The organism is Ruegeria sp. N7, from assembly GCF_056531345.1.
In genome coordinates, this window is the sequence record NZ_JBQFLR010000020.1 from 54,417 (window position 1) to 67,153 (window position 12,737).

Annotated in this window: 10 protein-coding genes and 2 pseudogenes; 5 read left to right on the forward strand and 7 right to left on the reverse strand. The window is 57.8% G+C overall.

All coding sequences use genetic code 11. From position 1 onward, the window contains the following. Positions 1 to 210: 210 nt before the first annotated feature. Positions 211 to 1,113, reverse strand: a complete 903-nt coding sequence (locus ACR0ES_RS17725) for a LysR family transcriptional regulator (protein ID WP_480871430.1) — start codon at positions 1,111 to 1,113, stop codon at positions 211 to 213. Between the two features lie 136 nt (positions 1,114 to 1,249). Here ACR0ES_RS17725 and ACR0ES_RS17730 point away from each other — a divergent pair, with 136 nt between their 5' ends. Continuing rightward, a complete protein-coding gene (locus ACR0ES_RS17730) occupies positions 1,250 to 2,161 on the forward strand; it encodes a PhzF family phenazine biosynthesis protein (protein ID WP_480482885.1) in 912 nt (303 codons plus the stop codon). 209 nt (positions 2,162 to 2,370) lie between these two features. Here the strand turns inward: ACR0ES_RS17730 and ACR0ES_RS17735 are convergent, their stop codons facing one another. Together ACR0ES_RS17735 and ACR0ES_RS17740 are read right to left on the reverse strand one after the other, a co-directional pair. Continuing rightward, on the reverse strand, positions 2,371 to 3,576 hold the full coding sequence (locus ACR0ES_RS17735) for a Tm-1-like ATP-binding domain-containing protein (RefSeq protein WP_480871431.1): 1,206 nt from the start codon (positions 3,574 to 3,576) through the stop codon (positions 2,371 to 2,373). 16 nt (positions 3,577 to 3,592) lie between these two features. Then, positions 3,593 to 3,943, reverse strand: a pseudogene (locus ACR0ES_RS17740) (aldehyde dehydrogenase family protein); the annotation flags it as partial. Positions 3,944 to 4,027: 84 nt separating this feature from the next. On the opposite strand from ACR0ES_RS17740, the pseudogene ACR0ES_RS17745 reads away from it, so the two are divergent. From ACR0ES_RS17745 to fahA, 3 genes and pseudogenes are all read left to right on the forward strand, one after another. Further along, positions 4,028 to 5,370: pseudogene (locus tag ACR0ES_RS17745) on the forward strand (IS3 family transposase). Positions 5,371 to 5,501: 131 nt separating this feature from the next. Beyond that, complete coding sequence (maiA, locus tag ACR0ES_RS17750) at positions 5,502 to 6,137, forward strand: maleylacetoacetate isomerase (RefSeq protein WP_480774251.1); 636 nt, start codon at positions 5,502 to 5,504, stop codon at positions 6,135 to 6,137. A gap of 7 nt (positions 6,138 to 6,144) precedes the next feature. Continuing rightward, positions 6,145 to 7,404: a fumarylacetoacetase gene (gene fahA / locus ACR0ES_RS17755; RefSeq protein WP_480871432.1), complete on the forward strand. Its 1,260-nt coding sequence runs from the start codon at positions 6,145 to 6,147 to the stop codon at positions 7,402 to 7,404. Positions 7,405 to 7,522: 118 nt separating this feature from the next. Here fahA and ACR0ES_RS17760 read toward each other — a convergent pair whose 3' ends face one another. The 4 genes from ACR0ES_RS17760 to ACR0ES_RS17775 are packed head-to-tail and all read right to left on the reverse strand — an operon-like array spanning position 7,523 to position 11,022. Then, positions 7,523 to 8,665, reverse strand: a complete 1,143-nt coding sequence (locus ACR0ES_RS17760; RefSeq protein ID WP_480871433.1) for a saccharopine dehydrogenase family protein — start codon at positions 8,663 to 8,665, stop codon at positions 7,523 to 7,525. 3 nt (positions 8,666 to 8,668) lie between these two features. Further along, positions 8,669 to 9,724: a saccharopine dehydrogenase gene (locus ACR0ES_RS17765; RefSeq protein WP_480871434.1), complete on the reverse strand. Its 1,056-nt coding sequence runs from the start codon at positions 9,722 to 9,724 to the stop codon at positions 8,669 to 8,671. Between the two features lie 14 nt (positions 9,725 to 9,738). Next, entirely contained in the window at positions 9,739 to 10,353 is a 615-nt protein-coding gene (locus ACR0ES_RS17770; protein ID WP_480484936.1) for a glutathione S-transferase family protein, read from the reverse strand. An 18-nt stretch (positions 10,354 to 10,371) separates the two neighbouring features. Then, positions 10,372 to 11,022 (reverse strand): histidine phosphatase family protein, encoded by a 651-nt coding sequence (locus tag ACR0ES_RS17775; RefSeq protein ID WP_480871435.1) that lies wholly within the window; start codon positions 11,020 to 11,022, stop codon positions 10,372 to 10,374. 139 nt (positions 11,023 to 11,161) lie between these two features. On the opposite strand from ACR0ES_RS17775, the gene ACR0ES_RS17780 reads away from it, so the two are divergent. After that, positions 11,162 to 12,358, forward strand: coding sequence for a Zn-dependent hydrolase (locus tag ACR0ES_RS17780; RefSeq protein WP_480871436.1), 1,197 nt, complete (start codon positions 11,162 to 11,164; stop codon positions 12,356 to 12,358). Positions 12,359 to 12,737 lie beyond the last annotated feature (379 nt).

The window sequence follows — 12,737 nt, forward strand, 5'->3', positions numbered from 1 at the left end:
CCAGCTTTCAATCGAAACTCACCGGCTTGTATTTGAGTAGTTCGAGTTTTTAGGCGTCAGACACCAACTCCTCAGTTCCTCTCGCTGTTATTCCTAAGTCGTTCCTACGATTGCATATACGTCTTAGGAAAAGTGCGACGCCCTCGGCCGCCTGCCGACACAGAAACCTCCCCAAGCTGCAGTAAGAGTGGCAGGTCGAAGTTCGACGCTTCAGTATTCCAGTGCTGCCTCACGTTTCAGGCGGCTTGCGGCAAAATCGACAAATGCGCGAATCTTTGCGGACACCATCCGCCCTTCGTGGTGCACGATGTGAACCGGTGCAGGAGCCGGTTCAAAATCAGATAACACTGCCTTTAGCCGTCCGTCCGCCAGATATGGTGCGACTTGATAGGACAAAAGCCGGGCCAGACCCTGACCGCGAAGTGCCATTTCGATTACAGCATCGTTGGTATTCATGCTGATCCGTGGATGAACACGCACAAGCTTCGGGTTGCCCAGGTGGTCAAACTGCCACTGGCCTGACGGCGACAGGGCTAGGGAATTGATCAGGACATGTCTGTTCAGGTCATCCGGGCTTTCGGGTTCGCCTGCTTGTTCAAGGTATTCGGGTGCTGCAAAAACAACCTGTCTGACAGAACCGCAACGCATCGCCATAAGGCTGGAATCCGCAAGCGGACCTATCCTGACGCCAACATCCACACCTTCGTCTATTAAATTCACGATCCGGTCCACGTACAGCGTTCGCGCCTCGATTTTGGGATAGTGCCCCAGAAAATCAGCAAGAATTGGTGTGATGAACAATCTGCCAAACAACACAGACGAAGTGAGGTTGAGCAATCCTTTAGGTTCCGCATAGGTCCCGACCGCAGCGTTTTCTGCCTGTTCCAGATCAACGAGAATGCGCTTGGCATCTTCCAGAAATCTGCGCCCGCTTTCGGTCAACATGACAGATCGTGTCGTTCTTACGAATAAACGGACGCCCAACTCGCCCTCCAGTACCGAAATGGTGCGCGTCACAGCCGGTGGCGACATGTTCAGGTTGCGCGCAGCAGCAGCAAAGCCACCCAGGTCGGCCACCTTCGAAAAGACCAGAAGCGCGCGAAACTTGTCCATGTAATTATTCCAAAATAGTGAATAATAAATTCAAGCTTAATATCATTCTGCCAACAATTGAAACACACTATGTCTCAGGCGAAGACACAATCACTCCGCTAAGGCAAAAGCGCCCGCAGGAAATGGGAGAAATGCCATGAATGTAAGCCAAGCCATCGGCCAAAACGTGACTGTTCAGATCGTGCACGGTTTTGTGGACAACGGGCTAGGGGGCAACCCTGCTGGGGTTGTTCTGGATGCCGACGGGTTAACCGAGGCGCAGATGCTGAAGGTCGCGTCACAGGTTGGCCTGTCCGAAACCGCTTTTGTCTCGCAATCCGCGACCGAAGGTTTCAAACTGGACTTCTTCACCCCGAACCGCAGGATCGCGCATTGCGGCCATGCGACCATTGCCGCTTTTTCCCATCTGGAAGCACTTGGCCGTATTCCTGATCCTGTAACCTCAAAAGAAACTGTGGACGGCCCGCGCCGGATTCTGATCAAGGATGGTGCCGCGTTTATGGAACAGTTGGCCCCTAGATATGAAACGCCAGAAGATTGGACCTCTCAGGGTGTCAGTTTGCAGGACGTTTTGGGCTCTTTGGGGTTGTCCCCGAGCAATCTGGATCACGAAATGCCGCCCGTTCTGGTCAATACCGGCAACAGTTTTGTCGTGATCGGAGTAGCTGACAGGGAAACTCTGGCTTCGATCAAACCCGATTTCGAGCAGATCAAAACGATCAGCGACCGTCTGGACCTGATAGGATATTATGTGTTCACAACGGCCCAATGCTCGGACGGGCGCGACGCTACTGCACGCATGTTCGCCCCCCGATATGCCATTGATGAAGAGGCCGCGACGGGAATGGCCGCAGGGCCGCTGGCCTGTGTCCTGCACGACCTGGGTCACCGCCGTCAGCACGGGTTTCTGATTGAACAGGGCATGTTCATGGAAACCCCTTCGCCCAGTTTGATTCAGGTTGAACTGGAAGTTCGTGACGGCGCAATCGCCAGTCTAATGGCAGGCGGGCAAGGCAAAGTCATGCGGTCCTTTCAATTGTCGGTGTGACTAAAACAGCGTTTGGGGCGGCGTGTAACATTGCGCGCAGCTTTGTCGAGCAAGTTGAAGAGCGGTTTCACGCAAATCTTGCCGCGACCCTTCAAAACAACGAACTCTCTCCGAGCGCGGATATCGCAGCTTTTGCTGGGGCGCTCGTTCAGATCGTGACGTTCACGTTGAATAGTCGGGCAACCCAATCAGATCACATGATCAGAGCGCTAGGTATCCAGAATCTCCAGGGTCTTGTCTGAAAACTCGACATCGTTGATATGGCTGTCAATTTCCACAAGTGTTACGTTTTCCGGACAGTTTTTTCTCAGCTCTTCGATGAATCCTGCAAGTCCCTCTGCATCTTCCAAAATCGCCCCGGCCCTGTCCCAATCGTTACCGCCTCTGAGCGGCACAAGCAGAACAGTCGGGCCGGTTGCTTCAGAAAGTTTTGCGCACATGGTGCGTGCCATCTCGCGCCTTTGCTCGGCGCTCATGCTGACCGCAGTAATTAGTCGGTTGTGGTCATGAAGGTCATGATCCGCCAACGCTGGAGGAACGGGATGCCAGCCTACCAAATCGACTAGATCATAACACCCAATCGAAACAATCTGCGGCACACCAGCTTTGCCCGCATTGGTCATGCGATCTTCGCCGGCGCTGATGGCTGATCCCAACATGTGGTTGCCGACTTCTTGCGGTGCAAAGTCCAAAACGGCGGCGAATTCACCTTTTGAAGCAAGGCTTTCAAATGCGCGCCCTCCCATGCCCGTAGCATGGAAAACGGCCAGTTCAAACCCGCGCGCCTCAAGGGCGGGCTTCAGGTGCACCATATAGCGCAAGACTGTTTTGCCGAAGGATGTCATCCCGATTATAGGGCGGTCTTTCTTCATCGGACGGGCAGCGCGTGCGGCCCCCAGAACCGCGCCAGCGGCTTGACGGAGAGAGGCTTCGCAGACCGAGTTAAGCCCGTAAAGACCACCAGCCCAAAGGATCATCTGAACGTCTGCCGGCAGCCGCTCGGGCGGGATCATCGGCGAGAAAGAGACAGTTGAGACGATGTATTTAGGTACACCAATGGGCAAGGCACAGCACAGATCAAGGGCCAGATCGGTCCCCATTGAACCGCCCAAAACCAAAACGCCATCGAACACGCCCTCATGGTGCAGCCGTGCAACCAGCAGGGCTGCACCTTTGGCCATGATCTGCATCGCAAGGTTTTCGTCACCGCCATCAATGGCTTCCTGTATTGTGTGGCCACCCTCCTCTGCCACCTGATGCTTGGAGTAATCAGTGGGGTGACTGGGGTCGCCAAGCACACTGATGTCCATGGTTTTCACCAATCCACCCTGTTCACGGATCACGTCAGAGATGAAGTTCAGTTCATCATCTTTGGTGTCATAGGTCCCAACGACAAGAATAGTTCGATTGGTCATAGGCCGCCTTTCAGGTTCAAAGTTTGATCCAAGCTGTTTTCAGCTCGAAATACTTGTCAAAGGCGTGCAGCGATTTGTCATGACCGTTGCCAGACTGCTTGACGCCACCCAATGGAACCGTTGTGTCGGCCCCTCCATAGGTGTTTACATGGACAACCCCTGCCTGAATGGCCCGGATCATGCGGTGGGCGCGCGACAAGTTCGACGTCCATACTGCGGATGCCAGACCGTAATCGGTTCCATTGGCAATTTTGATTGCCTCTTCTTCGGTGTCAAAGGGAATGACCGCAAGAACCGGGCCAAACACTTCATCCGTTGCCAGCCGATCGGTGGGGTGAACCCCCGTTACAACCGTCGGGGCCATGTGTCTAACGTCAGCGCATATGGGACCATTTAGGCCAATTTGATAAGAGAGAGTTTCTGGGTCATCGTAACCACCAAGGAGTGGACGATGAGAAAGACAACGAGGAGCCCTGGCGAGAAGATCGTCAAAGATATCAAGCGGGCAACACGCAAGCAGTATTCCAGCGAAGAGAAGATCAGGATCGTGCTTGATGGGCTGCGTGGCGAGGACAGTATCGCGGAGCTGTGCCGTCGCGAGGGTATATCCCAGGGCCTGTATTACAAATGGTCCAAGGACTTCATGGAGGCCGGGAAGAAGCGCTTGGCTGGCGATACAGCCCGGGCTGCGAACACGGACGAGGTCAAAGAGTTGCGCCGTGAGGTAAAAGACCTCAAGGAAGTGGTCGCTGAACAGACGCTTGAGCTGCGTCTTCTCAAAAAAAGCATGCTCGGGGATGGGGACGACCACGAATGAGGTATGCCGCATCAGAGAAGTTGGAGATCATTAGGCTGGTGGAAGAAAGTCATCTGTCGGCGCGTCGGACACTGGCCAAACTGAGCATTCCCCGCACCACATTTTACCGCTGGTATGACCGGTACCTGCAACGTGGCGAAGCTGGTCTCGCGGATCAATCTCCCAAGCCAAAGCACGTCTGGAACCGCGTTCCCACCGACGTGAAGCGTAAGGTTGTGGATCTTGCGCTAAAGGAGACAGAGCTGTCGCCACGCGAGTTGGCGGTGACCTTCACCGATCAGGAACGCTATTTTGTGTCGGAATCCACGGTCTATCGCACGCTCAAGGCGCATGACCTGATCACCAGCCCGGCGTTCATCGTGCTCAAGGCAGCAGATGAGTTCCAGCATAAGACGACGGCCATCAACCAACTCTGGCAGACGGACTTCACTTACATCAAGGTGCTGGGATGAGGCTGGTTTTATCTCAGCACGGTTCTGGATGATTACAGCCGCTATATCGTCTCTTGGAAGCTTTGCACGAACATGCGGGCGCAGGATGTGACGGATACTCTGGATCTGGCGTTGCAGGCTTCGGGTTGCGATCAAGTTCATGTCGTTCACAAGCCACGTCTGCTCAGCGACAACGGCTCAAGTTAAGTGTCCGGTGACTTGGCTGAATGGTTGCAGGACAAAGGGATGAAGCACTCTCGCGGTGCGCCGTATCATCCGCAGACTCAAGGCAAGATCGAACGCTGGCACCAGACCCTCAAGAACCGCATCTTGCTGGAAAACTACTTCCTACCCGGTGATCTTGAAGCCCAGATCACGGCCTTCGTCGATCACTACAATCATCAGCGCTTCCACGAGAGTATCAACAACGTCACGCCCGCCGACGTCTACTTCGGCCGAGACAAAGCCATTCTCTAAAAAAGCGAAAGGATCAAACAAAACACATTCGAAGCCCGGCGCTTGCATCATCGCAAACAGGCCGCATAATCAAACCAACCAGATGAGCCAAACCCTCCTCTAGTTTAGGCAGCCTTTGGTCCCAAAAACCCTGACGACGGACAGAGCGACTGCTGGGACAGCCTTGAGAAGAAGTTCGACGGGACTCCGGGTAAGAAATGATGGGTCTTAAGTTATATACCTATTGGAGATCGACCACATCCTATCGGGTGCGTATTGCATTAAACCTGAAGGGTGTGCCGTTCGAAAGCTGCCCGGTCAATCTGGTGAAAGGCGAGCAAAGAAGCGCAGCCTATCAAGCGATGAACCCCGGCAAGGGCGTCCCTGTGTTAGAGCTTGAGGATGGCACCAAGTTGACCCAATCTCTGGCTATCCTTGATTATCTTGACCGCGCCTATCCCGACCCGGCGCTTCTGCCGGACGACCCGATTGCGCGGGCCAAGGTGATGGCGGCGGCGCATGTGATTGCGCTGGACATCCATCCGGTGAACAACCTGCGCGTTGTTCAACATTTGGACGGGATGGGGCACAGCAAAGCGGAAAGTGTGGACTGGATGGTCCACTGGATGAACGAAGGTCTGACCGCGTTTCAGGCTATGCTGCCCCAAGGCACCCGCTTTGCCTTTGGCGACATGCCATCGCTTGCGGATATCTGCCTTGTATCGCAGCTTTACAACGGGCATCGCTGGGGTGTGGACATGACGCCCTTTGCGCGTCTGACCGAAATCGAAGAAACCTGTCTGGCCCTGTCCGCCTTCGCCGATGCGCGACCCGAGGTACAGCCGGATGCCGAGTGAGGATCACATGAGCCAACTGAAAAAGTCATGGGTGGACAGCGCGAACTCTGCCGAGACCCCCTTTCCCCTGAACAACCTGCCTTATGGTGTGTTTTCGACCTCAGACAGCGCACCGCGCTGTGGCGTGGCCATCGGGGATATGATCCTTGATATGCGCGCTGCCGAAGAAGCTGGCCTGATCGAGATTGGTGATGAACCCGTTTTCGACGTGCCCTTCTGGAATGAATTGATGGAGCAGGGATCGGACGCATGGGCCGCCCTGCGCGCCCGTCTGGAACAGCTGCTGGGCGAGGCTTCGACCGAACGTGACACTGTTGAGCCTCTGTTGGTCGCCCAAGCCGATGCCGAGCTGCACATGCCGTTCCTTGTGTCCGAATACACCGACTTTTATGCCGGTCGTCAGCACGCCGCGAACATGGGCGCGATCCTGCGCGGCTCGCCCGAACTGCCGGCCAACTGGCTGCACATTCCGACCGGTTATAATGGTCGCGCGTCCTCGGTTGTGATCTCGGGTACGCCGATTCACCGCCCGAACGGTCAGCGCAAAGCGCCCGACGCCGAGATGCCCAGCTTTGGCCCCTCGATGCGTCTGGATATCGAGCTGGAAATGGGCGCCATTGTTGGCAAACCGTCCGAGTTAGGCCAGCCGATCACCGTGGATGAAGCCGACGACATGATCTTCGGCTATGTGCTGCTGAACGACTGGTCCGCGCGTGACATCCAAGGCTGGGAATACCAGCCGCTTGGACCGTTTCAGGGCAAGGCGTTTGGCACCTCGATCAGCCCCTGGATCGTGACCGCCGCCGCGTTGGAAACGTTCCGTGTGCCAACGCCCGAACGCGAGAGAAAGCTTCTGCCCTACCTCGACGGCTCAAAGGACGGCCTTTACGACATTGAGCTTCAGGTGCTGATGCAGCCTGATGGAGCCGAGAAGGCGAGCGTCGTTGGCGAAACCAACTACTCCCGCATGTATTACTCGGCCGCCGAACAGCTCTGCCACCACGCCATCGGCGGCTGTGCGATGAATGTGGGCGACCTTCTGGGGTCTGGCACGATCTCAGGCCCAACCAAGACGGAATACGGTTCTCTGATGGAGATGAGCTGGGCTGGTCGCGAGCCCTTCACGCTCGATACCGGCGAAACCCGGACTTTCATCGAAGACGGAGACACCCTGACCCTGCGCGGTGCGGCCAAGGGCGAAGGCTTCCAGATCGGCTTTGGCGATTGCGTCGGGCAAATCCTGCCCGCCGTTAACTGGCCCAGGTAAGTGGCGAGCAGGGCAACATCGGTAGTTCCGCACCCGCTGTTTGAAAACCTGTGATCCCACTCGATCATGTTGTTCAAAAAGCCATTCCAGAAACTCTGGAATGGCTTTTTGGGTGCGATCAGGCCGTATGATCCACGATCTGCAAGTGCTGGGCCAGCCGGTCGATCTCGGCCATCCAGCCTTGTACCAGTTTTGGGTCGCTTGGGGCTGCGTGAACACCTGCGGGGATTGCGCGGTTCATAACGGCCTCGACGGCAAGTGAAACCGGGATCGATACCAAACGCGCCATCGCTGTACCGCGCTCGTCGCCCCAGGCGTCCATGACATAGGTCTTGTGCCAGACTTCGACGCCGTCTTTCTCGGCTTTCAATCCAACACACAGCACAACGCGGTCGGGCTCACCCTCATCATAGGCGTTTTCGCTCCAGAACTGGTCGGACATCTCTTTCAGACGCGCATCCCCTTCCGGGCCCGACAGGGTTTCGATTTCACGGAACACGTCCGACCACGCATCCGCCCAACCGTTCAGGCGCAGGGTGCCACGGACGAATTCCCTGACGGGCCAGTGATCCTCGAACTGGTACTGCGCCTTGAACGGGATCGAGTCGCGGTTGGGATAGACCTCGAAACTTTCCGGCGTTGGCAGTGGCGCGACATAGCTGCTGATCGCATCCCACGGGCGGGCAACGTCCAGCGGGGCATAGTCGCGGATCGACTTCGATGGTGACCGAAGCGCCTTGAGCACACCCAATGGTGACCAGCTGAACTTATAGCGGAACGGATTCGGGATTTTGGGTATGCCACCGCAATAGGAAATGAAGCTCAGGTGGTTTTGCGGATCGAACGCATCCGAGGCGCGATAGTCATCGACCAGCGCATGCGCCATCAGGTGGTCGATGCCCGGGTCCAAACCAACTTCGTTGACCAGTGCTACACCGGCCTCGCGCGCCTTGTCGTCCAGTGCGCGCATTTCGGGCGCAATGTAAGACGACGACACGAAATTGGCCTGTTTCGAGATCGCCAGCTCCGCCAGTGGTACGTGCCAGTCGCCCGGCAGCATGGACACGATCACTTCGCCCTTCTCAAGCACATCACCCAGTGCGTCGATGTCGAAGGCGCGAATATCGTCGGTCAGGTCTCCGACCTCGGCCTTGGCTTTTTCGATCGTCCGGTTCCAGACGGTGACCTTGTGACCGCCCTCGATCAGACGGCGCAGGCCGGGGATGGCCGACAGGCCGGTGCCACACCAGTGAATCGTCATCGCTCAGATCCCTTCGATATGTGTTTTGTAAATCGCTTCTGCCCGACCCCAGACGCCGCTGTCCAGATCGGTCAGGGTCAGAAGCGACGGCAGAAGCTGTGCCGCATAATCTTCCGAACTTTCGACCGGCAGCATCGACGGCAGGTTATCGATGGCCATCACGTCCATCACCGGATCGGTTGCCACGCGCAAAGCAGGCGCGTCCCATGTGGTTGCACGGTCATAGACCGGCACCGGGTTGTAATCACTGTCCGGGTCGCAGGCGACATCGCCGATGGCGGTCAGGTTACGCGGGGCAGTCAACGCCTCGCGCGGAACAAAGACCGGGGTTCCGGGGCGCGCGAAAATGCAGTTCAGGAACAGGTCGTGGTCCAGAATTTCGGGAAACGGCCCGCCGCTGGCGGTTTCCGCCATGTCCCATTTGGTGACGTCGACGCTCATCGCGTCGCACAGGTCTGCGGCCCCCGTACCCACGCGGCCCAAAGCGCCGATGACGATGGCGCGGGGGCGTGGGGCTCCGGTCGCGTCCAACTCGGCCAGCAATTCTGCGTTCAGAACGTCTTTGCCTGCATACACCCCTACCGGCGGGCATTCCTCGCCCCGTTGTTGCGCCGCCCATGTCTTGAGCGTTACCGCAGCACCTGCATACCCAGCCCAATAGCCAAAGGCGGCAACCCGGCGGCCATCTTCGCCCACCAGGTATTCCAGATCATAAAGCGTGCCGCCACCGGCCTTGAACCGCTCCAGCAGCGCGCGACCCGAATGCTGGCCCTTATAGGCATGGCCGAACATGATGTGGCGATGGGGCAGGGGGGTGCCATCTTCGGGCAGTTCCTTGAGGCCAAAGATGATCGCATCCAGCGGGGCTTCGGGCCACGAATTCTCATCCGCGATTGCACAGCCGGCGTCCTTGTAGCCATCAATCGGAATGGCGCGGACATGGCTTTCCTCAACCGTCACGCGGAGACCTGCGGCGATCAGTGCGGCAGCCCCTTCGGGTGTCAGCCCCACCCGTTCTTCGTTCGGGCGCTGTTCCGCCCTGACCCAGAGATGTGTCATCTTAATTCCTATTGTCAGAGCATCCCGGCAGCGCGCACCGCCTGAACCGAAGGCCGTACCTCCATCGCCTTGCGGAAGGCGAGAATTTTGGGGAAGGCCGAGACATCGACGCCGTCACCTTCCAGCCAGCTGCAAACCACATAAAGATAGGCATCGGCCAGAGAGAACGCGTCCCCCAGAACAAACGGCCCGCGCAACCCGTTTGACGAGATATAGTCGCAAGATGCGGTCATCGTTTGCGCCACCTTGTCCGTCATGTCTTTCCAGCTGGATTTCTTGTCGGCCCAGCGATGCCCGCGCAGCTTGTGGGCGTGGTTCACATGCATGGTCGAGGCCAGATAGAACATCACCTCGCGCATGCGGGCGGCCATGACCGGATCAGCTGGCACCAAATCGGCCTCGGGTGCCTTGGTCGCAATATATTCCAGCAACGCGCCGGTCTCGGTCAGGATGCCGCCATCGACCACCAGTGCCGGAACGCGCCCCTTGGGATTGATCTGCTTGTAGGCCGGTTTTGTCTGTTCCCCATCGGCAAAGTCCAGCTTGATTGCTTCATAGTCCAGCCCGGCCTCTTCCAGAGCAATCGCAACAGCGACCGAGATGGTTCGGGGTGCATAATAAAGCTGCATCAGGGATCTCCGATCTGGTTAGAGGTGGGTTTGCGCGAACTGCCGGTCGGGTGCTTCCAGATGCGGCACCGCATTGAACAGGACCGGGCTCAGCTGTGCGCCAATCGGGTGCAGACGATGCATCGACGTGTTCATGATGGCAAGGGCCACCCGTGCCATTGACGGGATGTCCAGCCCCATCGCCTGACGCACCACCATCGAGATCAACCCGCCCGAGGTCACGACGATGGCCGGTCCGCCCTCGGTCCCGATCTCGTGCAGCGCATCGCGGACGCGGGCTTCAAACGCCTCGAAGGTTTCCGGAGCGCTCTCGATCTTTCCGCTGGCCCAGGCCGCGAAGGTTTTGGGCAAGTGTTCGACAAATCCCTCTCGATCGGTCGGGATTTCGACGCCGTGCTGTTCTTCGAACAACTGTGCAAGGGTGAAATACTCGATCTCGTTCAGCCGTGCGTCGCAGACAGAATCGGTCAATCCCATGCTGGTGACCGTCTCGGTGTGGCGGGTCAGGGTGCCACAATAGACGCGTGTATAGTGGCTGCGGGTGTCACGCAGATGCGCGCCCAGCCAACGGGCCTGTTGATGGCCCAGATCGCTCAGCTTGTCATAGCTTGCTTCGTCGCGCGCTGTCGTGTTTGCCTGCCCGTGGCGCACCAATGTGATATGTGACATGTCGCTCCCTCTTGCGCCGAAGTCTTAGGGCAGGTTCCTTGCCGGGACCAGAGGGGTTTCTTGATCTCGCCGGAAAAACATTCGCAGCTGTCCGGTTTCTGGCTATGGTCGCCCTGACCAACTGCGCCCGGAGGGATACATGGCCGTCGACCACACGCGTTTTCTGGATGATCTGCACAAGCTGCGTGAAATCGGTGCCTCGGGTGTGGGCAAAGGGGTCATCCGCCCGGCCTATTCCAAAGCGGATATCGCGGCGCGCCAATGGCTGGCGGACCGTATGGCCGACGCGGGTCTGACACCGCATTTCGACCCGGTCGGCAACCTGTTCGGGTTGGCGCCCGGCCGCTCTCTGCTCATGGGGTCGCATTCCGACAGCCAGCCCGAAGGCGGCTGGCTGGATGGCGCGCTCGGCGTGATCGCCGCGCTCGAGATCGCGCGGACCAGCGACCAGCCGATCTCGGTCGTCAGTTTTCAGGACGAAGAAGGCCGGTTCGGTGTGACCACGGGCTCGGCGGTCTGGTCCGGCGGTCTGCCTCTGGACAAGGCCGATGTGTTGACCGACGGGGCCGGCGTCAGCTTTGGCGAGGCCCGATCTTCCATGGCGGATCTGTCGCAGGGTTTTGTCGATCCCGCGCGGTTCAGCGGCTTTGTCGAGATGCATATCGAACAGGGCCCCTCTCTGGACGCAGCGAACGAGCAGATCGGCGTCGTGACCGATATCGTCGGCATCCGGGACATGTCGGTCACTTTCGAAGGGCAGCAGAATCACGCGGGCACCACACCGATGCATTTGCGCCGGGATGCGTTTCAGGCGTTGTCACTGTTCAACACGCGCCTCAACGAACGGTTTCGCAACGTGGTGACACCACAAACCGTCTGGACCATCGGGCGGGTCGATCTTCACCCCAATGCGTCGTCCATCGTGCCGGGTCGGGCGCGGTTCTCGATGCAGTGGCGCGATGGCGATCCGGATCGGCTGTCGCGGATGGAGGAGATTATCCGTACCACAGCGCAGGAAATAGCCAGCGAACAGGACTTGGTGCTGACCTACGGCCCTTTGCTCGGGTTGGAACCCGTCACGATGGATCAAACGCTGCGCGCGGCGCTGGAACATGGGGCCGAACAGGTGGCCCCCGGCAAATGGCGCAGGATGCCGTCGGGCGCGTTGCACGATGCCACAAACGTGTCGCGTCTGATGCCCGTTGCGATGCTGTTCGTGCCCTCAATCAACGGTATCAGCCACGATTTTGCCGAAGATACCGCCGAAAGCGATCTTGTCGCCGGGCTGAGGGTGCTGGATCTCGCAGTGCAGTCACTTGACGGACAGGCGCGATAAGGTGCAGGCAAAATACCGTTTTTTCAGGCCATTGCAGTCGGCTTGCCTGGTGTTATCGTCGCGTTCAAAGCTTTGACCGGCAAACCCTTGCAGAGGCCAAATGACAAATGTTGCCTAACGGAAAAAAGTTTCCTATAGGAACGAAATGGATGCATACGCCCGTATACAGACTTGCCCCACAGGCGGCGCGCCGGTTCGCAAGTTGACCGGAATCGTTGCAATATTGACTACTTGAGGCAGACTGACGGGAATGCGTTCCAAACCGAAAGATACGAAAAGGTATCCAAGATGACCGAGATTAGACGCACGCCGCTTTTTGGGCTTCACGTTGAGTTGGGCGGCAAGATGGTTGATTTTGCCGGGTGGGAGATGCCGGTTC